This is a genomic window from Litorimonas sp., from assembly GCA_029936425.1.
In the GTDB taxonomy this organism is placed as follows: domain Bacteria; phylum Pseudomonadota; class Alphaproteobacteria; order Caulobacterales; family Maricaulaceae; genus Litorimonas.
Genome location: JAPYSU010000002.1, coordinates 180,990 through 202,069 on the forward strand (window position 1 = coordinate 180,990; position 21,080 = coordinate 202,069).

Sequence of the window (21,080 nt, forward strand, 5' to 3'; positions counted from 1 at the left end):
TTATGAAACTTGCCTAATCGTTGTTATGGTTTGCTTGACGCGTTCGTCTTCCATTTCCAGAAGCTTTTGCCCCGCATCATAATGACGTTGAACTTCGATCATGCGGGCAATTTCGCTGACCGGCTCAACATTACTATCTTCTAGATATCCCTGAAGGACCCGTCCCGTTTCCATGGGTTCGAACCCGCCTTCTGAAATCCAATTATTTCCGCCCGCTCTGGAGAGTTGGGTTTGATCCGCCGTCACTATTCCAAGCCGGCCAAGTTCTATCCCGCCCGCGCTAATACTACCGTCCGGAGCGATAATAATTTCATCGGCTTCCAAAGGAATTTGAATTTGACCTTCCCCGGCGTCCAATACGGGATTACCGTCCGGATTTATGAGCGTGCCAGCAGCATCCGTCATAAAATGGCCCGCGCGCGTGAGGCGTGTCTGACCATCAACATCAACAAGGAAAAACCCCTCCCCCTGTATGGCTAAATCCAAGCTGCCGCCGGTTGAGCGCATTTCACCATCTGTGAAATTGCTGGCATGTCCTGCCAATCTGCCCATGGAGAGCGAATGCCGCGCCGCATCGGCTGAACCCGCAGATCCTATTGCCGCGACATATTCGGAAAAGACGGCACCTTCTTGCTTATAACCAATTGTGTTGGCATTCGCGATATTATTCGCAATTGCGTTTAACTCTTTCATCAGGCCTGACTGCCTGGAAATATTTACGTAGCTGGCATTATCCATGACTTAAAAACGCCTTTGAAATTTTAATTTGCTCTTCCATATCCGAAAGGTCTTCCGCGAGAGATTTTCTCCACTTTGATCCTTGCAGGTCATTCGCGTCCAAGGTCGGTTTCGCCAATACGTTCAAGATGGAAGATGAGTTATCAGAATTGGACGGCTGAGCTTTCTGATCGGAAGCGCCCGCTTCAGCAATTATATTTTTCTCACGCTCTGACAGCATTAGGGCTTGGGACCAATCTTGTTCAAGCCAAGCCAAATTCAATTCATGAGAGGATTTTTTGCTCTCTAGCGTCATGTCTTTTAAAGCCAGTTTAGCCAGGTCCAAATCAGATGTGACGAGAGCATATTCCATTATTGAATTTTCAAGATCCCGGAGAACCACAGGAGAAGAGCTTTTATATTTTGACGCATCAAAACGTCCTGACTTCATGTCCAGGAGGATACGAGCTTTTTCGAGACTTCCTCTTTGCGCATTATTGAAACGCTCGTCGCTCTGTTGAATCGCCGTAACGAGTTCAGGCATACCAAGCGACAAAGATGCTTCGAGGGCGGTAGACTTCAAGTTCTCCCAGTCGGCCGTTTTTTTAAGAAAATCCGCCTGCCTTAAAAATGTATCCAAAGCCGATGATTGAAGTGCTTTGTTTTCGCTATGTAAATGCGCATCCAATAAAGCTGAAATCTCGCCTTGGGCTTTCTCATACTCTAATGTGCCTTCTTCCAGGAAAGTCTGCGCAGAATAAATAGAGTCATTAAGACGGTTTTGAGCCAACTGCCCGGAAATCAATTGATAGGCCGCTTGTTGCTTTCCTGAAGACTCTTTCAATCGGGCGCTGACATCTTCGAGGTCCGCTTCCAAAGTAGCTCCGAACGCCTTGCCTTGAAGGGACTTCATTTCAGCCAGATAATTTATAGAATTTGCCCGGTAAATACTGTCGCGCTCTGACAGGAAATTGAACTTTCCAACCGCTTTGTCGGGCATTGTATCTTTTTGCATAAGCGCAGAGAGATAGATATAGTCAAAGTCGGATTTGTCATCTTTAGGTAAGATGGTGCCGTCTTCCCGCGCTTTGTTTTCCAGTCTTTCCCATATATATTGCGCAACGTTTCGATGGTTCGACTCAGCCGCAACAATGGCGGAGGTAATCAGAACCCTTTCCTTTAAATTAGGAGGAAAGCCATCAAGCGCATAATATATATTTCTAATATCCGTCATTTTTAGCGGATCAGAAAACTGTGTTGGCGCCTCCAGAAAAGCCCAAAGGGACGCAACTGCACTACAGTCTTTATATTCCGAAAGAACCGGCTCATCAGGGCGAACCTCTGGAAAGGTTATGATTTTTGCCACCTGTTTCAAACGCTGGCCAGCAGCGGAATTCTCGGAATGAAGGATGTCCAAAGCTTCGTCGCCTAGACCAAGCGCTAAATATGCTCTTGCCAAACTTAAGGTACCGCTTGAACCTGTTTCTGGATCAAAATTGGCTTTCGCGTCGGATAAAGCTTCATAAGTTCTGAAATCTTCCAGATCGGAAAAATCCAATAATTCTGCCGTGTCGCAGCTGAACGGCTCTGCTTTCACTTCAGATATTTCCATTACGTCATTTGAAGCAGGTTGCTTTTCTGGTTCAGGCTGAGCTCCAGTCATTCCTGGCTTTCTCCTGACGATCCCTTTCTCTTGCGCGTCTTTCAAAATCGCTGCCAGAGTGTCAGAAGCTGACTCTATGGAATAGTCGGCCTTTCCTTCAGATGGTTCAGCGCCATCCGCCAATACTATCGCACCGCTTAAAACAGAAAAGGAGGCGACCGCGAGCGCGGCCCCTCTGAAAGTTTTACGGGATAGGATATGAGGAGGAGACTCTCTCACTAGGCTGCCACTTTTCTCAACTCTTTCAGCGCCTCTTCCATAGAGGTGAAGCTCGGCCGCTGATGTTTTGGCGCGCTACGCCGCGCCACTTCAATTGCAATTTGCGTTTCGTTTTTGTGAAGGCTTGAAACCAGCACTTCTCTAATGAGCGCATAGAAATAGTGTTCTTGCTCACGAATGGATTTCACCTTTGTCGCGAATGGTCCAACGAGTGAGTAGGCCAGGAAAACGCCCAGAAAAGTTCCTACCAAAGCTCCGCCAATCATACCGCCCAAAACTTCCGGCGGCTTATCAATGGAGGCCATGGTTTTAATCACGCCCAATACAGCGGCAACAATTCCGAGAGCCGGTAAAGCATCGGCCGTATTTTGTAGAGCGTGAGCGCCATGAAGCGCTTCTTCCTTCATGCCTTCCAATTGTTTGTCTAAGAGCTCTTCCACTTGATAAACATCATCAAAATTCATCAACATTGAGCGGATCGTATCGCAGATCAGTTCGACAAATTGAGTGGAAGCCAGAATACGTGGATATTGTTGGAAAAGCGCAGATTCTTGCGGATTTTCGATGTGTTCCTCAACTTTGACCGGGCTCTCTTTAGAGATACGAACCAGTTCGTGCATCAAACAGAGAAGATCTTGATAATCTGATTTTTTCCATTTCGGCCCTTTAAAGACCGCCAGAATGTCTTTTCCGGTTGATTTAATGGTGTGCATGTCATTTCCGCACGCGAAGGCACCAATGGCCGCGCCGCCAATAATCATCATTTCATATGGAAGGGAGTGGAGAATAATTTCAAGCTTACCCCCGGCAAGCATATATCCGCCAAACACACAAATGACAGTTAGTATTATACCGAAGATGGAGCTCATGAATCGGGCTTAACCATGATGTATTACCTATTCTTTAATAATATGGGGATTACGCATTTGACAGAGCTTTGAATTCAGCTGAGCCTAACAAATCACATCGCCCCGAAATTCTGGTGAAATATCTTCGCTGAGTTTGACAGCGCGTCGGGTCTTGTGAATTCCCAGCAATCCGTTCGCTACAGCAAGGCGCTGATCGCGCATCTCAACCTCAAGACTTATATTTTCCAATGATACACCCGGCAGTGGTAAAACCTGTCCTATTTCCAGCCGCGTGCAATCCGCGACAGACATCCGCAAACTATCGAGCACAGCCCTGACGGATGTCACACTTGTATCAATATGCCGTCCTAAATATTTTGCGTTCTCAGGGAGAACGAAATCGTCTGTCGACTTCTGACCAGATTCTAAAGATTTGAGAGTGGTTTTCAGATAAGTGAGCGGCAAAATAACCTGAAACGAAACAATTTGCGTTTCATCATTTTCTTCCAGCCGAGCTTTGAACTCCAATGAAATTCTGGTCCAGGCTTTGTGCTCCTCTGAAAAGGAGAAAGCTGAAAGTTCAATTTCTTCTTTTTGAAACTCCCCAAGGCTCGTGACGTCTAATTGTGGATTCTGAACTTCTGCTTCTGAGCCCTGATGACTCATCATATCAATAAGCTTATTTTTTACAAAGCCGATAAAGGGCTCCATCATGAACAGATCGAGCTCGGACGCCTCGTAATCGTCAACGCCGGAGAAATTGGAAATCTTTCCATCTATTCCGCTTTTATTCAGCAAAGCGGCTAAAGGGGTACTTGCCAGACAGAGACAGCAAATCTCCTTCTCCTCCGGACCAAATCCGGCATATAATCCGCTCTTGGCTAGATTTTCCGTAAACTCGCTCCGCATAAGGGGCTCTACAGAAAAACTTTCTTCCGTCCAGCTCAGCCCGCCTGTCATATCTTCAAGGATACCCAGACAGCCCTTTGTCATCTCTTTCCAGACAAGTGCGATATCCGCCTCGTTCAAGTCAGAGGCAGGTGGCTGCGCTGTCATTTTCTTGCGTAATACGCTCATTTTTCTCTCGGCGCTTAAGTGTTACGCTCCCAAATAAAGGGATAACCCTTGCCATTCCCTTAATTTTTTTAAGTGAATTTTAACCCTGTTTCTTACCCCTAAACTTAGACTTTTTTGTCACATTCCGCTTCAACCTAGGACGGAATCATTCAAATGGACGATGCGGCTCGCCCGATAATCATCAAAAAGAAAAAGGTTTATGCTGCCGAAGGGCATCATGGCGGCGCGTGGAAGGTTGCCTATGCAGATTTTGTAACCGCGATGATGGCCTTCTTCCTGTTGATGTGGCTCCTCAACGCCACAACGGAAGAACAACGCAAAGGCATAGCCGATTATTTTAATCCAAGTATTCCGATTGCCGCTGTTTCAGGTGGCGGATCTGATGCTTTGCAAGGGGATACGATCTTTGCGGACTCATCACTTGCCAAAAACGGAACTGGCTCTGACACTAAAAAACCTGACCCGGAAGCAGATGCCGAAACATCTACTATGGATCAACAGATGGAAGCCCTGAACAAAGCTCTGGCAGCCGAAGAGAATAGTCTGGCAGCGCATATGCAGATGAAGATGAGTCCCGAAGGTCTGGTGATAGAGCTGACCGATCAACGTGAAGACCCTCTTTTCAAATCCGGAAGCGCTAGTCCATCTCCCGTCTTGTCAAAACTGACTAAAATTGTAGCCGATTCCTTCAAAACTGTTGCAAATGAAGTGAAAATAGTGGGCCACACGGACAATTATAGTTTTAGCGGCAGCACGGGATATTCAAATTGGGAGCTCTCTACAGACCGCGCAAATACGGCACGCAGATTGCTTTCCGGGCACGGGTTTCCGCTAGAGCAGATTTCTGAAGTCTCAGGTAAATCCTCTACAGACCCTCTCTCTGATGACCCCTATTCGCCGCAAAATCGGCGAATTTCCATCACTATTCTTAATTAGCTAACGGCAAAGAAGTCAATGTTTATTGGGGCTCTGGCGCCCTACACCTTTTATTAACCGCGTCCGTCTAGCTTTGAAGCACATACATTTACTTCAAGGATTGAACGAATGACTATATCTTCTTCCCTCAATGCAGGGGTCATGGGTCTAAACGTCAATGCGACACGCTTGGCAACGATCTCCGACAATATCGCTAACTCAGCCACATACGGTTACAAAAGAAGCGATGTTGATTTCTCAAGTCTAGTCATCGATCAAGGTCAATCTCGATATTCAGCCGGCGGCGTCCGCGCGACAAACTATAAAGACGTTACCAGCACAGGCTCCCTGATTTCGACTGGACGATCCACCGACATTGCAGTCGACGGAAACGGTATGATCCCCGTCACAAATTTCGCAGGCGTCACACAAAATGGCGGAGAACGCGACTTTATGATGGTCCCGACAGGTGGTTTTTCTCCAGATGAGAATGGCTTTCTGCGCACAACAAGCGGCCTTTTCCTTTTAGGTTGGCCAACGGATGCAAACGGAGCCCCTCAAGGCGCCACTCGGGGTAGCCCAGCTGGCCTTCAGCCCGTCAATACAGCTATCGGACAGTTCAGCGCCGAACCCACACGGAACATCAATTTAGGTGTGAACCTTCCGGCAGACTCCGGCGGAGCTTTAGATCCTTTTGTTCTTCCTATTGATTACTTTGACTCACTCGGCTTAAATCAAGCGCTTGAGCTCTCTTTCGAACCGGATACATCTGCTGGCGCGGCGCCAAATAGCTGGAACGTCTCGGTCACAGACAGCGCTGGTGACCCGGCGACACCGGTCGCAACTTTCGGCGTCACGTTTAATAGTGATACAAATGGCGGCTCAATTGCATCTGTTACGCCTGGGGCGGGCGCAACCTATGACGATGCGACCGGACAGCTTTCCTTTAATGTCGAAGGCGGCCCCATGAATGCGTTTATCGGAACGCCAAACGGCACATCAGGCCTCACACAATTGGGAACAAGCTTCTCACCATATAACGTCACAAAAGACGGCTCTCCAGTTGGCGACCTTCAAAGTGTAGAAGTGACGCCAGGCGGATTTGTTGAAGCTGTATATAATACAGGCTTTCGCCGGACTATATATCAAATTCCTGTCGCTGAAGTGCCAAATCCAAACGGTATGGAAGCCCTTGGCGGTCAAGCTTACACAACCTCTGCAGACAGCGGCGATGTATATTTCTGGGATGCCGGTGACGGTCCTACGGGAACTTATGAAGGCTACGCGCTGATGGAATCCAATACGGATGTTGCTTCAGAACTGACTAGCTTGATTGAGACTCAGCGGGCCTATTCTTCAAATGCTAAGATCATTCAGACGGTTGATGAAATGTTGCAGGAAACAACCAATCTCAAGCGTTAATATTGGCCGTTAGCCAGATCATAAGTCTTCTGGCCGAAAAACTTAACAGGGACGCTTAAATGTCTTTATCGCAAGCTTTATCAAGCGCCAATTCAGGCCTTGCGAGCACGAGCCGGCGCGCGGACGTGTCGGCCTCCAATATCGCCAATGCGTCAACGCCGGGCTATGTCCGGCGTTCTGTTATTACGTCTGAAAATGTCGCCGGAGGCCAAAGCGGCGGCGTATCAATCACGGCCATTGAGCGGTCACAGGATCTAGCTGTCAGCCGGCTTCGGCGCGACGCGGATTCAGCGGCCGGACGGTCTTCCGTCATCGCGCAGGCTTATCAGACATTAAACACTGAACTAGGAAGTCCCAGTGACGGCTACGGTCTCTTCGCAACACTTGAAAATCTTGAGAGCGCTCTGAAAAACCTTGAAGCGACCCCTGAATCTGCAGCCCTGCAAAACGCCGTTTTCTCGGCTGCCAACGAAACAACTCATCACTTTAATGCTTTATCCCATCTTGCGACATCCCTGCGGGAAACAGCAGATAGCAATATAGATAAATCCGTTAGAAAAGTGAACGAATCCCTCTACCGGTTACAGGATATAAATGCCAAATTTGGCTCAATTAATGAGCAAAGTAGTGAAGGCGCGGCCTTAGAGGATGAACGCCAGAGACTGATAGACGGCATCGCCGAAATTCTCCCCATTAAAGATGTTGTCCGAGACAATGGGCAAGTCGACATCCTCACCAGTTCCGGTGTTTATCTGCTGTCCGGTAATGTCAGAGAACTTTCTTTTGAACGCGCGGGTACAATAACAGAAGGAGATCGGCTTGGTGAAGCTGGAAGCCGCCTTTCAGGTTTATTTGTAGGAGAACAAAACCTGACGCCCGGTACAGATGGGCGCCATTCTTTACAATCCGGCAGTCTGGCAGGACAGTTTAACATTCGGGATTCTGTCGCAACAGATTTTTCTGATTCACTAGACGGACTGGCAGCGGATCTGATTTCGCGGTTTTCAAATGACGCTCTCGATCCCACAAAAGCCGCAGGCGCTCCCGGAATCTTCACAGATGGCGGCTTGGCCCATGATCCGGTGAACTTATCCGGAACCGCGGCGCGTCTGAAACTTAACAATGCTATCAACCCGAATGCGGGCGGGGACGTTTCCCGCCTTCGGGATGGTCTAGGCGCAACGAGCCCGGGGAACTCTGGAAACACTGCAATAATTTCCGGTCTGGTTAGCGCGATGACAGATCGTCAAAACGCGCCCGCCGGAACAAATTTGCAGGGTCAGTTCAGCGTTATCGATTCTATAGCAGGCCTAACGTCTCAAATCGGCGAACAAACTCTTCGCCATGACTCTATTAATGCAAGCACCATCGCGCGCCGTGACGTTTTGAGCGATACCGAGCTAAGCAGATCCGCGGTCGATACAGATGCAGAGCTGCAAAACCTATTGATTATTGAGCAAGCCTATGCGGCAAACGCACGTGTTATTCAAACCATCAGCGATATGATTGATCGCTTGATGCAGATTTAGGGCTAGATATGCAGATTAATAGCTATCCAGATCTACTCTCGTTTACCCGCCGCAATCGCACGACTGCGCAAATACGCGAACGCATCCAAACCGCCTCTCAAGAGGCCGTCACAGGCCTCAAATCCGACCTGACCAAAGCAACAGACGGAGATTTGGGACGGGCGCATTTGTTAAAGAAAGCTCAAAGCGACATAGAGCAATCGCAAAACATCAATACGCTTTCCAAGTCACGTCTTTCTCTGATGTCCGGCGCTTTGACGAGCACTCTTGACGTTATTGATAATATCGACAGTCGGGCCATTGTCGCCCTGAATACGGATAATGTGTTCGGCACAGACGCGCTCATCAGTGAAGCCCGCGCAAGTGTTGAAAATATTATGAGTTCTCTCAGTGTGAAACATGGCGAGCGCAATCTGTTTTCGGGCGACAGAACCGATACGGCCACTTTTGGTGACGCAGATGTCTTTCTGTCCGATATTGAAAACCTGATTGCGACAGCGCCAGATACTGGCGCGGCGATAACGGCAATAGATGATTACTTCAGTGACGGCGGCGATTTTGAAACCCGCATCTATCAAGGCGGCGACGGAAAACCCCCTGCCCTTCCCCTTGGCAATGGACGTACAATCGAAGTGCCGGTTTCAGGAAAATCTGAAAGCATAAAAGATGTGCTGAAGGGCCTGGCTATTTTAGCAACGTCTAAAAGCGCTCTTCCTGAAGGTGATAAAGCCTCTTTTGACACGCTCGTGACCAATGGAGCAGCGTCCATTACAAAAGCAACGTCGGGAATCGTGAGACTAAACGGCGAACTCGGAATTTTTGCTCAAAGTCTTGAATCAGCTGCAGAACAGCATGAAAGCGAAGCTCTGGATCTGGCCACCTCTTTCCAAAATCTCTTTGGTAGGGATCAATTTGAAGCGGCGGGCGAGCTCAAACAGCTCCAGGTTCAGCTTGAAGCCTCCTATACCATAACGGCCCGACTTTCTAACCTCACCCTAACAAATTTCTTGTGATATCTATGCGCTCTTTATTTTTATCATGCCTCGGCCTTCTGTTCACTCTGTCGGCTCTAATACCTTTCGAAGCATCAGCATCCGTCAAGATTAAAGACATTGTCGATGTCGAAGGTGTGCGGAGTAATGACCTTGTTGGATATGGGCTTGTCATCGGCCTTGACGGGACAGGTGATACGATCCGGAACTCCCCTTACACCGAAGAAGCGCTCTCCAACCTCTTGGAACGGTTGGGGGTCAATATTCAGGGCAGTGATTTCCGCCCTAATAATGTGGCGGCGGTCTTGGTCACATCCTCCTTGCCGCCCTTCGCCCGGCTCGGCTCTAAAATAGACATTAATGTGTCTTCTATTGGGGATGCGAAAAGCCTGGCCGGCGGAACGCTCGTCATGACGCCTCTCAACGCCGCAGACGGCGAAGTCTACGCGCTCGCTCAAGGCAGCGTCCTCATCAGCGGTTTTCAAGCTGAGGGCGAGAGCGCGTCTATCACGGAAGGCGTCCCAACCTCCGGCACTATCCCCAACGGCGCGCGTATCGAGCGGGAAGTCAATTTTGAATTTGGTAAGATGGAGCGTATCCGCCTTGCCCTTCGCTCACCTGACTTCACAACAGCAGAACGTCTGGAGTCTAAGATCAATACGAGCTTAGGCGGAAAATACGCTCTCCTTCTGGACTCAGGTACAGTCGAACTAGACCTTTCTCAGAGCACGATTTCTCCGGCTCGATTTATGGGCCGAATTGAAAACCTGACCTTGCAACCCGCTCAGAAAGCACGTGTCGTTGTGGATAAACGATCCGGCACAATCGTGTTGGGTCAAGACGTTAAAGTCTCGTCCGTTGCTATTGCGCAGGGTAACTTATCGATTACAATTTCAGAGACGCCGGTTGCCTCACAACCAAATCCCTTCGGGTTCGGTGAGTCCATCGTACTCCCGCGCACGGATATTTCTGTGAGGGACGGAGAGCCTGGAAACATTGCGATTCTGGAAGACAATGTATCTCTCCCAGACCTCGTGGCTGGATTGAACGCTCTGGGCGTTTCCCCCAGAGAAATGATCGATATACTCAAGACGATTAAGACCGCCGGCGCGCTCCACGCTGAGCTTGTCCTTCAATAGCTTGTGAGACGGAAGCTGAGTGCTTCCGCTTCCTGTTTTCTACCTATCAGGAAAATTGAACCCAGAAGAATTATGTTGGGTGTTTAAGCCGCGTCTTCTTCGGCAGGAGCTTTCACCAATACAATTTTTTCAGACCTGTGCAGGCTCGTGACAAAGCTCATGAAGTTATTAATGGCCTTGTCGGACTCTGCAGGCGTCTGCTCTGGAAGAGCTTCTATTTCTTCCTTCATTCTCTCTGCCATACGTTGAGAGATATTTGCCATTAAAAATTCAACGCTTTCAGCTGACTCTGTCCTCCCGGCCTGCAATGCCAAGAGAAGATCGTCTTTCGGAAAGTCTTTAAATATAATCTGAATCGCAGAAGTCGGAAGTCTGACAGGCAGATCTTCAAAGGTCAGCATGCCCTTACGAATAGCTTTCGCTCTTTCTTTGTCGCTGTTTTCCAAGTCTTGAAGTAGTTTATCACGTTTGTCTTTTGACACCATGGAGAGTAGTTCTGCCGTATAATCAATTGCTGCGTCGTTCGTAGGAATCTCAGCCACTTCCAAACAGTTTTTGCGAACCAGTTTCTCTATGGCCCGCTGCGCAAAAGGCGCAACTTCGCGGTTCTCGGACAGGATTTTCACATAGGCAACGGATGTTTCGTCCGGAACAGATGAGAGTATTTCTCCGGCAAGACCAGTTGGAAGCTTAGAGATAATAAACGCCGAAATCTCTGTTTTCTGCTTGAGAAGAAACTCTATTATTTGTTCAACGGGTTTTTCCGCTAAGGCGCCCCAGACGTCACTCTGCGGACCAAGTGATGTTTTCGGCATTGTCGATGCCGACAGCCGTTTCAGCCTGTCTGAATCCAATACCTTCTCGGCCATTTCCAAAGCTCTTTCAGGACCGGCCATCATCGTGTTTTTTCGTCCGTTTATCTTGACCACAAAATCCGCCACGACGGCGAGCATAGCCTCTCTGGGGACTTCGTGCAGCTGTTTAAGAGCCTCAACAAATTTTCGCAGATGCGCGTCAGACAGTTTCTCTGCAATCGGGGCTGCATAATCAGGTCCCATTGACACCAGAATAATGGCGGCTCTTTGCGGCAGGCTCAGATGATCGATTTGGGGCGGCCGTCCATTTCCTTGTCCGCCCGCTCTGGCAGAGTTTGAGGTAGAACTAAAATCTCGCGGCATCACTTCACCTTTTAACATCAGGCGACTCCATATCCTCGTAAAAGGGCTTCAGTCACTTTAAGCCATCCATCGGCCATAACGAAAAATGCCAACTTGAAGGGCAGAGACACCACGGCGGGCGGAACCATCATCATACCCATAGCCATCAGAATGGAGGCAACCAAGAGGTCTATGATAAGAAATGGCATAAAAATAACGAACCCGATTTGAAAGGCCTGTTTGATCTCGGACAGCATGAAAGACGTCACAAGAAGTGGAAGTGGCGCCTCTCCGGAAAGGTCATAATTTCTTTCCGGCATGGTGGCGGCCAGGCGCTCGATTGTGTCCGCCTCTACGCGGGCTTCCATAAAACTCCGAAAGGGTGTCAAAGTTCGATCGATGGCCTGCTGCTCCGTAATCATGCCGTCCATATAGGGCGACAGGCCTTCATCCCAGGACGTCGTAAATACCGGCTCCATCACAAAAAAGGTCAAGAACATCGCCAGACCCATAATCATCATATTGGGCGGAGATTGCTGCAATCCGAGCGCCTGCCGCAGGAAAGAAAAAACGATCACCATAAAGGGAAGACAGGTGATCATCATCGCCAGGCCGGGGGCCAGGCTCAGCACTGTGACAATCAGGAAAAGCTGAATGACGCGCGCATCCAGACCAACCGAGCCATCCTCATTAGGGCTGTTGAGAAGCTCGCCCAAGGCCTCTCCCGCATCCGGCGGGGTTTGAGGCGCGACTTGGCCAACGGCGATAGCAGGAAGCAAGACGAGCACAGCTAGCACCGCCAATAAAACCAGAATTCGTTTTGGCGTTAAATAGCGACGTGCAATCGCAAGTGTCATGAAAGCATGTCTTCGGAAATATCGACGATTTCTGTAATCTTCAACCCAATCTCACCCGTCGCCACATCTGTTTCTATCAATTCCCCGCGCGCGATAACGCGGTTATCAATACAAACATCAACCGGATCGTTTATGGATTTGTCCATTTCCAAAACCGAATCTTTTTTGAGTTTCAAGAGTTCGGCAATCGTCGGCCGCGCTGTGCCAATAACGATTTGAACGGTCACTGGGAGTGCATATATCGATCTTTTATACGTTGCTCCGGCCTGTCCATCCCGGCGTTCCGCCATAGGAATATCTCCGGCGTTTGCAGATTTTGTCTTTTCAAACTCGGCCTGATCTTTTGCTGATTGATTTTTATCGGTCATGAAGCCTCCTGCATGTCTTCATTTTCGCCCAAATCATTGCCTGCAGGGGCTTCTGTTCTGCCAGATGAGCGTTCTACAGTTTTCTTCGGCGCGCACTCTATTCCCAAAAGACCGAGGCAAGTTTGAGCGGTCTTTACCGGGTCAATTTTCGTGACGGAATCACCTCTGAAAAAGTGAACCGCACTTTTGTCCATCTCATTACTTTCAACGAGGGTCAATTCCGGTCCGAATGACTTTTGCAGAAAGGATTTTGCAATCTCGTTGCCCGGATTAAGATTTACAGAGAGACGAAGATCCGTCTGCGACGTCGCTGCTTCGGATATAACGCAATGAATTTCATGACGCAGTATCTCTTGAGACAATTCGGGTAGAAGAGCTTGGAGGCATTGCTTCACGACTTCGCCGTGACTTGTTTCTACATCCCGTGTCATTGCCTTCATTGAAGACTTCAACCCTTCCAAGGCCGTTTCCATGACGCGGATTGTCTGCTCATACATTTCGGATGCTTCGGCTTTTCCGGCTTCAAACCCGTTAGTATAATCAATCTGCCGGGCGGCTCTACTCTGCCCTGAAATAGCGCCCCCGCCGCCCGGGTGGAACTTCGCCATATCCGGATAGATAACAGCCGAATCTTCTTGCGGCGTTATTAAGTCTTCTTGCTTTTTAACAATGGACTGAGCTGAGAAATGGGCCGCCATTAACTGGCCTCCGAGGCGTCAGCGCTTAACCAATTGGCCAACAGGCTGGCCGCATCATCAATTTGTTCGCTGGCTCGGTTATTGAGCATATCAATCGGATCAGAGGAGGACGGCCCCTCAATCCCCAAGGGAGGAGAGTTTGCCGCGATTAAGGCCTGATTCTGGCGGCCATTTTCCAGTCCCGGCGTCTCGCTGTTTAAAGACATAGGTAAAAGGCCCGGCGCCGCCTCTCCGGATGCGCTTTGATCCCGCGTCAGAAGCGGTTTGACCACAAAGAGGCCAAGCACCAAGGCAACAATTCCAAGAATTAAAGATTGTACCGTGCTCCACAAATACTGCTCTTTAAACTGCGCCCAAACACTTGGCTTCGTAATCAGGTCTGTTTCGATGGGACGATCAAAAGGAAGAGACTTCAGCGTCAGCACGTCCCCTCTTTCTTCATTTAGGCCGGAGGCTGCGGCCACAAGATCCGTAAGCGTCGCCATTTCTTCTTCTGACCTAGGCTCCTGCGTGATCGTTCCGTCTTCGGCCACGACTTGCGCATCACTCACTAGGACCGCCACGGTCATACGCTTAACGGCGCCAGGCGTAATTTCCCGGTTTCTGAGGATTTCAGAAACTTCATAGGTAACAGTTTCACTGGTTTCGCTTCGCTCTGACTGGTTGTTGCCGCCGCCAGCAGCGCCTTCAGGCAAATTACTGGCAACTGTAACAGAGCCGCTCGTCCCTTGGCTGGTATCGGCAATTTCTGACGTCGTTTGAGATTTAAGAACGCGGCCTTCAGGATCAAAGCTTCTCTCTGTCAGGCTTTCCCGCGTATGATCGATGTCCAGAGAGACATTAACGCGCGCATTTCCGGCCCCGACGCGGGCTTCCAACATGGATAACAAATTGGCTTTTAGCTTGGCCGCTCTTTCTATCTCCCCATTGCCCGCCATATCAGACTGATCATTGAGCCCCGGCCCGGCAATTAGGCCGCGCATTGTATCCACGACAGCCACGTCTTCGGGGTTGAGGCCGACAATCGCCAGAGCGGTCACATATTGAATAGCTTTTGCTTGTTCGCCATTCAGACCGCTTGAGGTTGACACCGTGACTGACGCTGTGGTCGCTTTTGGGCCTTTACGGAATCCAGTTGCTTTTTGCGTGCCTAAATGAACCCGCGCCGCGCGTATATTTTGCATGGTCAGAATGGTCCTGGCGAGCTCACCCTCTTTGGCCCGCCAGTAAGTCGCGTCAAACATCTCCGTTGACATGGCAAAGCTGTTCATCGTGTCGAAGAGTTCATAGCCGACGACTGATTGTTTGGGCAGACCTTCTCTTGCGAGCTCCAGCCTTAGTGAATCCCTTCGGGTGCTTTCCGTGTAAATGGCATTGCCTCTGACATCATATTTTACGTTAAGATTATCGAGCTTGGCAATCACGTCTCCGGCGTCCGCTGAGTCCAGCCCGGAATAAAGAAGGTCCATTTTTGGCTTGAGGGCAGTCGACATCAACAGGAAAACGAGAGCCAGTGTCGCGAACACGCTCCCTATTGATATTATTTGCTTTTGTAACGGAAGCCCCCGCCACACATTTACGATGTTCATCCTGTTGCCTTGGGAAAAATCCTGTTTACCAAATCGGCGCATCACATGCTTTTTTCAGATATTAACGAATATAATTAACAGACAGTTTACTTCTGTGTGTTTTTTATCAATTTCCAAGACGGTGCATGTAGGAAACGAGCGCGTGGCTGAAAAAAAGACTAAGCAGGAAACGGCAGAAAGTGTCGAAGCGGCAGATGCCGATTCTGCACCGGAGGCTGCTCCCAAGAAAAAGGGTAAACTTCTTGGAGCAATCGTCACGCCCCTTATCTTGGCGGCGACCTCATTTGGCACAGTTTACCTTTTACCGACCAGTGAAAGCACCATTGCCACCGGAGCCCATACTGCAGCCGCGTCAGATATAGCGACTCCGCATGACATGATGCCGACCAATCTTGAAATTGTGGAAATGAATGAATTTGTTGTCTCTATCCGGGATAACAGGAACGTCCTCCGCATGAGGGTTGCCCTGGAAGTTCCAAAGGACATCCGCAGCGAAGTGGAGGCCAATGATTTGCGCCTCAGAGACGCTTATATGGGATATTTAAGAGCCGTCGAGGTTTCAGAACTACAGGATCCGGCGTTTCTCCCGCAATTACGGGCTCAGCTCCTGCGCCGATCCAAGCTGGTTCTAGGGCCGGATAAAGTAGCCGGCGTTTTAATAACTGACTTTTTGATAAGATAGTGGAATTTATGTCTCAGATACCTCTCAATATGGATATGATCCAGGATATTATTCTACTGTTTATTTCGGGTTTGGCCTGTATTTACTGCATCAAACTCAACAGAAAGCTAAAAGGTCTCAGCAATCTTAAAAGCGGTGTGGGCGCCTCTATCGTTTCTTTGACCGAAGCCATTCACAAGACGCATCACGCCGCGCAGAAGGCTCAGGCTTCCACAGAAGATTCCGTCAAGATGTTGAAACAACTTATCGAGAAAGCCGAAACGCTCTCCACACAACTTGAAGCAACAACAATTGATGCAGAGCGGCGCCTTAAATCTGCCCGGTCGCTCGATGCTACTTTGGAAGAAAAAATCACCGTCACTCTGCCCAATAGCGTCATGAAGGCACAAAATACGGCGTCTAGCTTATTAAAAGTTGTCTCTGATATTGAGAGTTACCGAAACGGACTGACAGCTAAGCCCGCGCCAAAAGTCGTGTCTATTGAGGCTCCTCATATGGCACTGGAACAAGACAATGAAACGCCCGCAGCAGAAACAAAACCTTCCAAGTCAGACCCCGTATCCTCTGATTCAGACGTAAATGATCTGACGCCTGAAATGGCGAAATCGTCCATGGAAGAGCTTTTCGATGAAATGGAAGTTTTGGCGGAAAAGGCGGGTTTGAAAAAGACCGGACTTTTATCTCGCCTTAAGCAAGCCCGCTCATGACAAAAAAGATTCTCCCGATAATCTCTGTCAGCTTCGGCGTTATATTTCTAATCCAAGCTGGCAATCTGTCCTTCGCTGCAGCGGATGTAAAAACGGATATTGCCAATGCGAAAACATCTATTTCTGAAAGCACAGCCAGCAGTAAAATCTCCGACGACCTTGAAGACCTCAACAACAGCGAAAAGGTGTGTCTCACCGGCGCTGTCGCCGAAACTTTAATAAAAGAACGCAGCCTGCTCAATGAGCGTCAGGTTGAAATGGCAAAACGCGAAACGGCTCTTAAAGCCCTTGAAACGAAAGTCGAAAAGGATGTTGCCAGCCTGGACGTTACCCAGAAGACAATTCAAGCACAAATAGATAAAATGGAAAAAGTCGCTCAGGACGACATTACGCATTTAGTCGAAATGTATAAAACAATGAAGCCGAAAAAGGCGGCCGAAATCTTTAATAGTATGGACGCAGGGTTCGCGGCGGGATTTCTGCGCGAAATGGACAGCACTCAAGCCGGACTTATTATGTCGGAAATGGGCGCGAGAAAATCTTACGAAATAAGCCTGATAATCGCAAACCGCGGATCGAACTGGCGTTAAATCAGCCTAAACAAATGGCTCCGCTGACACAGTATCAAGCAGCTGAAGCGATATTGTTTCCATTGGCTATCTTTTGCTTGAAACTGGCATATCTATCCTGAAAATTGACCATCTCTATCAAAGCTTCCGTGTCTAGAAACTCAATGCGTTGACGTTTATATTGAATATACCCCGCCTTTTCCAATTCACTCATAACTTTACTAACGGTCACATTGGTTAGACCAAGTGAATCAGCAATATCATATTGAGTTAAAGGCAAAAAAAGACTTTGGCTGTCTTCTTCATCTTTGACAGCAACTTTGCTTTTCAAAAGCAAAAGAAAATAAACAATTTTATGTTTTGCATCCATACGGCTCATGGAGCAGATACGTTCCTGCAGAATGACGTCCTGAAGCCCCATCAGCAAGATAAAATACTCCATCAACTCTGGTGATTTTCGCATAATTTCAAGAAATTCAGTTCGCTCAATCGAGATGAGGCGCGTCGGGCATAATGCTTTTAAGGAACTCGGGGCTTTTCTACCGGAGAGACATTCCAGCCCTATTATATCCGAGGGTGTATAGAAGTTTAAAAGCTGCCGCCCCCCATTCGCCAGTACATTCAGGGAGGCCAACCATCCCTGCTCGACGATATAAACCCGTGTAAACGGATCGCCCGCCTCATAAACAAATTCACCGTCGCCAAAGGAATGACGGTGAATATCTTGAGTGCCTTTATAGTCATTAGGTGCATCAGACAGAACACTATCTATTCGCAGAATATGTTTAGTGAATGCATTGAGCACAAAATTCTCCTTGTTATATAGCTACTTAACCCTTTTTAAGAGAACTTCGTTCCAACCTGACTGCGAAAGTTTACAAGTTTATCTCCGGCTTTCGGTGGAACGCCCAATCGAATGACTTAAAGATATCAGCTGATAATTTCTACATTCGGGAATAATTCGGGTCTGACTGAATCATCCTCCACCTCTAAATATTTGCAAAAGTTCTGAGGCCCGCATATGTGCTAAGTAGCCTCGCGGATGAGAAGGAAAATTATAATGACTGAGGTAGACACGAAAGCGTTTGAGGGACAAAAGCCCGGCACGTCGGGGTTAAGAAAAAAAGTAATTGTTTTTCAGCAGCCCGGTTATCTTGAAAACTTTGTTCAAGCTATTTTTGACTCGGTTCCTGAGCTTAAGGGCGGGACACTGATTCTCGGCGGGGATGGTCGGTTCTATAACGATGTAGCCATACAGGTTATCCTTAGAATCGCGGCGGCCAATGGCGTCTCTCAGACGATAGTGGGGCAAAATGGGCTTTTCTCCACACCGGCTGTTTCTAATTTAATACGTCTTCATAAAGCCGCCGGAGGGATTATTCTTTCCGCCAGCCACAATCCGGGCGGGCCGAAAGGCGATTTTGGCATCAAATTTAACGGCGATAATGGCGGGCCTGCGCCCGAAGCTGTTACAAACGCTATATTTGAGCGAACTCAACACATTGATCGATACAAAATCGCCAATGGGAATGACATTAACCTATCAGATGTGGGGGAAACGCATCTGGAAGAGATGACCGTTAAAATCATAGATCCTGTCGCAGACTATCTGACGATGATGGAGGAATTGTTTGATTTTGACGCCATTAAAAACCTCTTGAATGAAAAGAGAATTTGCTTTGATGCCATGCATGCCGTCACAGGACCTTATGCCAAAGCCATATTTTGCGAGCGACTGGGGTTGCCGGAAGACAGCGTCATAAACGGCGCGCCAAAACCAGATTTCGGGGGCGGTCACCCGGACCCCAACCCGGTCTATGCCAGAGAGCTTTTTGACACGATGTTTTCAGAGAACGCGCCCTTTTTCGGGGCTGCCTCTGACGGGGACGGGGACCGAAATATTGTGCTTGGACCCAATATTTACATCTCCCCCTCGGACAGTCTGGCCGTTCTGGCCGCGAATGCGACAGATGTGCCGGGTTATGAAAACGGCATACCCGGCGTGGCACGTTCCATGCCGACCAGCCGCGCCGTCGATGTCGTCGCCAAGGATTTAGGGATTGAACATTTCGAGACTCCCACAGGATGGAAGTTTTTCGGAAATCTGCTGCAGGCCGGGCGAATTGCGCTTTGCGGAGAAGAAAGCGCCGGGGCCAGCTCTGATCATATCCGCGAAAAGGATGGCCTCTGGGCGATACTTATGTGGCTCAACATTCTGGCATCCCGTCATCAATCCGTCGAAAATGTAATCTCGGATCACTGGCTCACCTATGGCCGTCATTACTACTCTCGCCATGATTATGAGGGGGTCGATAAAGCGCAAGCAGACGCCGTCATATCAGGCCTATCCGAAAAGCTGGAAAGCCTCGTAGGAATGACGTTTCAAGATGAAACTGTCTCAAAAGCGGATAATTTTTCTTATCATGATCCGGTAGATGGCTCGATCTCGCACAATCAAGGCCTTCGGGTCGAATTTGAAAGCGGCAGCCGCTTTGTCATTCGGCTATCCGGCACAGGCACTGTTGGGGCTACGCTCAGGCTCTATCTTGAAAAGTATGAGCCTAAAGATGGCGACCTAAAACAGGACGTGCAAACCGCGCTACAGCCCATCGCCGAGATTGCTGAGGAGATTGCGAAAATCAAATCAACAGTGAAAAGAGAGAAGCCGTCACTTATCACCTGAGTATTCTTTCGAAATCGACTTTGCGTCAGATTATGGCCGTTTTTAAACCTGTGCTTTGATTTGCAATCGCTTTTTTATCTAAGGTCTTGCCTTTTCCCAGAACCATTCGACCCAACATAAATTCCCGAGGCGAATTCACCGCATCGACGGCAAGCAGCTTATCGCCCTTAAAGTAAAAGGCGGCAAATTCGCGAGAGGTGTTAATATCTCCGCGAAGGATGAGATCGTCATAGCCCTCTGACAGTCCGGCAATTTGCAATTTCAAATCAAACTGATCCGACCAAAACCAAGGCAAGCTGTTATAGGGTTTAGGATTGCCGTTTATGTGGTTTGCGACTGTCTTCGCCTGCTCTGTCGCGTTAGGAACAGACTCGAGCCGGACATACCGATCATAAACCGGATTATGATGCCAGGTCACATCTCCGGCGGCATAAATATCAGTATCGGATGTCTGACAAAAAGAATTTACTTCAATGCCATTTCCGACGACTAAGCCTGACATTTCTGCCAGCTCTATATTGGGAATGACACCTATACCGATAATCACCATATCGGCATCGAAATTTTGCTGACAGGACGTGGAAACACTTAACCTGTCATTTGACGACGAAATCTCAGAGGCCACGACGCCGTCGAGAATTTCCACGCCCTCTTCCCGGTGAACTCTTTTATAGAAATGGGAGAGTTCCGGCGCCGTTACGCGTTGCAATACGCGCGGCATAGCTTCCAATAGAGTAACCTCCATCCCCTGTTTCCGAAGTGAAGCTGCCGTTTCGAGGCCAATATAGCCTCCGCCAATTATGACGGCGCGTTTGCCGGGCGCGATTTTGGATTTGATTGCCAGAACATCTTTCGTATCTCGAAGATAATAAACGGCTTTGGAGTCCGCCCCCGGTATCCGCAAATGCCTGACACGCGCCCCCGTCGCCAGCACCAGCTTATCATAGGAAAAAATATCGCCATCATCCGTCAAGACGGATTTATTATCGCGGTTTATAGCGCCGACCCTGACGCCGAGTTTCAACTCAATGTCAGCAGTTTCATACGCCTCACCGGGCCGGATAAGAATGTCTATCAGGTTTTTTTCTCCGGCGAGAAAATCTTTTGATAAAGGCGGACGGTGGTAGGGTAAGGCCTCCTCATCCCCTATCACGGTGATAGCCCCTTCCCAGCCACCTTGACGCAAGGAAACGCAAAGCTGAGCCGCCGCATGGCTCGCCCCGACGATGACGCATGTCTCAGTCATTCA

General features: G+C 48.8%; 20 protein-coding genes. 9 read left to right on the forward strand and 11 right to left on the reverse strand.

Annotated features, from left to right (window positions below; translation table 11 throughout):
• The 4 genes from ACN0IC_RS02715 to ACN0IC_RS02730 all read right to left on the reverse strand — a co-directional run bounded on the left by ACN0IC_RS02715 (position 1) and on the right by ACN0IC_RS02730 (position 4,524).
• Positions 1–738: a flagellar hook-basal body complex protein gene (locus tag ACN0IC_RS02715; RefSeq protein WP_416877220.1), complete on the reverse strand. Its 738-nt coding sequence runs from the start codon at positions 736–738 to the stop codon at positions 1–3.
• Complete coding sequence (locus ACN0IC_RS02720) at positions 731–2,599, reverse strand: hypothetical protein (RefSeq protein ID WP_416877221.1); 1,869 nt, start codon at positions 2,597–2,599, stop codon at positions 731–733. The genes ACN0IC_RS02715 and ACN0IC_RS02720 overlap by 8 nt, the downstream gene beginning before the upstream one ends.
• Positions 2,599–3,468 (reverse strand): flagellar motor stator protein MotA, encoded by an 870-nt coding sequence (gene motA / locus ACN0IC_RS02725; protein ID WP_416877222.1) that lies wholly within the window; start codon positions 3,466–3,468, stop codon positions 2,599–2,601. Before motA ends, ACN0IC_RS02720 begins: the two co-directional genes overlap by 1 nt.
• 84 nt (positions 3,469–3,552) lie before the next feature.
• The gene (locus ACN0IC_RS02730) at positions 3,553–4,524 is read right to left on the reverse strand and encodes a FliM/FliN family flagellar motor switch protein (RefSeq protein WP_416877223.1); all 972 of its coding nucleotides are present in this window, start codon (positions 4,522–4,524) and stop codon (positions 3,553–3,555) included.
• A 153-nt stretch (positions 4,525–4,677) separates the two neighbouring features.
• Here ACN0IC_RS02730 and ACN0IC_RS02735 point away from each other — a divergent pair, with 153 nt between their 5' ends.
• The 5 genes from ACN0IC_RS02735 (at position 4,678) to ACN0IC_RS02755 (ending at position 10,521) form a co-directional block, all read left to right on the forward strand.
• Positions 4,678–5,460 (forward strand): flagellar motor protein MotB, encoded by a 783-nt coding sequence (locus ACN0IC_RS02735; RefSeq protein ID WP_416877224.1) that lies wholly within the window; start codon positions 4,678–4,680, stop codon positions 5,458–5,460.
• 108 nt (positions 5,461–5,568) lie between these two features.
• A complete protein-coding gene (locus ACN0IC_RS02740) occupies positions 5,569–6,861 on the forward strand; it encodes a flagellar hook protein FlgE (protein WP_416877225.1) in 1,293 nt (430 codons plus the stop codon).
• A 59-nt stretch (positions 6,862–6,920) separates the two neighbouring features.
• Positions 6,921–8,390, forward strand: a complete 1,470-nt coding sequence (gene flgK, locus ACN0IC_RS02745; RefSeq protein ID WP_416877226.1) for a flagellar hook-associated protein FlgK — start codon at positions 6,921–6,923, stop codon at positions 8,388–8,390.
• Between the two features lie 8 nt (positions 8,391–8,398).
• Entirely contained in the window at positions 8,399–9,403 is a 1,005-nt protein-coding gene (locus ACN0IC_RS02750) for a hypothetical protein (RefSeq protein ID WP_416877227.1), read from the forward strand.
• 5 nt (positions 9,404–9,408) lie between these two features.
• The gene (locus tag ACN0IC_RS02755) at positions 9,409–10,521 is read left to right on the forward strand and encodes a flagellar basal body P-ring protein FlgI (protein ID WP_416877228.1); all 1,113 of its coding nucleotides are present in this window, start codon (positions 9,409–9,411) and stop codon (positions 10,519–10,521) included.
• Positions 10,522–10,604: 83 nt separating this feature from the next.
• On the opposite strand, the gene ACN0IC_RS02760 is transcribed toward ACN0IC_RS02755, so the two are convergent.
• Genes ACN0IC_RS02760 through fliF form a run of 5 tightly spaced genes read right to left on the reverse strand, consistent with a single transcriptional unit; the run spans position 10,605 to position 15,232 of the window.
• Positions 10,605–11,717 carry a FliG C-terminal domain-containing protein gene (locus ACN0IC_RS02760; protein ID WP_416877229.1) on the reverse strand — a complete coding sequence of 371 codons (1,113 nt, stop codon included), beginning with the start codon at positions 11,715–11,717 and terminating at the stop codon, positions 10,605–10,607.
• Positions 11,717–12,535, reverse strand: coding sequence for a flagellar type III secretion system pore protein FliP (fliP, locus tag ACN0IC_RS02765; RefSeq protein ID WP_416877230.1), 819 nt, complete (start codon positions 12,533–12,535; stop codon positions 11,717–11,719). Before fliP ends, ACN0IC_RS02760 begins: the two co-directional genes overlap by 1 nt.
• Positions 12,532–12,903, reverse strand: a complete 372-nt coding sequence (locus tag ACN0IC_RS02770) for a FliM/FliN family flagellar motor switch protein (protein WP_416877231.1) — start codon at positions 12,901–12,903, stop codon at positions 12,532–12,534. Before ACN0IC_RS02770 ends, fliP begins: the two co-directional genes overlap by 4 nt.
• Complete coding sequence (locus tag ACN0IC_RS02775) at positions 12,900–13,601, reverse strand: hypothetical protein (RefSeq protein WP_416877232.1); 702 nt, start codon at positions 13,599–13,601, stop codon at positions 12,900–12,902. The genes ACN0IC_RS02770 and ACN0IC_RS02775 overlap by 4 nt, the downstream gene beginning before the upstream one ends.
• The gene (gene fliF, locus ACN0IC_RS02780) at positions 13,601–15,232 is read right to left on the reverse strand and encodes a flagellar basal-body MS-ring/collar protein FliF (RefSeq protein ID WP_416877233.1); all 1,632 of its coding nucleotides are present in this window, start codon (positions 15,230–15,232) and stop codon (positions 13,601–13,603) included. The genes ACN0IC_RS02775 and fliF overlap by 1 nt, the downstream gene beginning before the upstream one ends.
• Before the next feature lie 100 nt (positions 15,233–15,332).
• Between fliF and ACN0IC_RS02785 the strand changes: the two genes are divergently transcribed.
• From ACN0IC_RS02785 to ACN0IC_RS02795, 3 genes are read left to right on the forward strand one after another with little or no spacing between them, the layout of a single operon-like run.
• Positions 15,333–15,872 (forward strand): flagellar basal body-associated FliL family protein, encoded by a 540-nt coding sequence (locus tag ACN0IC_RS02785; protein WP_416877234.1) that lies wholly within the window; start codon positions 15,333–15,335, stop codon positions 15,870–15,872.
• Positions 15,873–15,880: 8 nt separating this feature from the next.
• Positions 15,881–16,579: a hypothetical protein gene (locus ACN0IC_RS02790; protein WP_416877235.1), complete on the forward strand. Its 699-nt coding sequence runs from the start codon at positions 15,881–15,883 to the stop codon at positions 16,577–16,579.
• Positions 16,576–17,169: a MotE family protein gene (locus tag ACN0IC_RS02795; RefSeq protein WP_416877236.1), complete on the forward strand. Its 594-nt coding sequence runs from the start codon at positions 16,576–16,578 to the stop codon at positions 17,167–17,169. Before ACN0IC_RS02790 ends, ACN0IC_RS02795 begins: the two co-directional genes overlap by 4 nt.
• 34 nt (positions 17,170–17,203) lie before the next feature.
• Here ACN0IC_RS02795 and ACN0IC_RS02800 read toward each other — a convergent pair whose 3' ends face one another.
• Positions 17,204–17,953, reverse strand: coding sequence for a Crp/Fnr family transcriptional regulator (locus ACN0IC_RS02800; RefSeq protein WP_416877237.1), 750 nt, complete (start codon positions 17,951–17,953; stop codon positions 17,204–17,206).
• 249 nt (positions 17,954–18,202) lie between these two features.
• On the opposite strand from ACN0IC_RS02800, the gene ACN0IC_RS02805 reads away from it, so the two are divergent.
• Positions 18,203–19,831 carry an alpha-D-glucose phosphate-specific phosphoglucomutase gene (locus ACN0IC_RS02805; RefSeq protein WP_416877326.1) on the forward strand — a complete coding sequence of 543 codons (1,629 nt, stop codon included), beginning with the start codon at positions 18,203–18,205 and terminating at the stop codon, positions 19,829–19,831.
• A 25-nt stretch (positions 19,832–19,856) separates the two neighbouring features.
• On the opposite strand, the gene ACN0IC_RS02810 is transcribed toward ACN0IC_RS02805, so the two are convergent.
• Positions 19,857–21,077 carry an NAD(P)/FAD-dependent oxidoreductase gene (locus tag ACN0IC_RS02810; protein WP_416877238.1) on the reverse strand — a complete coding sequence of 407 codons (1,221 nt, stop codon included), beginning with the start codon at positions 21,075–21,077 and terminating at the stop codon, positions 19,857–19,859.
• Positions 21,078–21,080 lie beyond the last annotated feature (3 nt).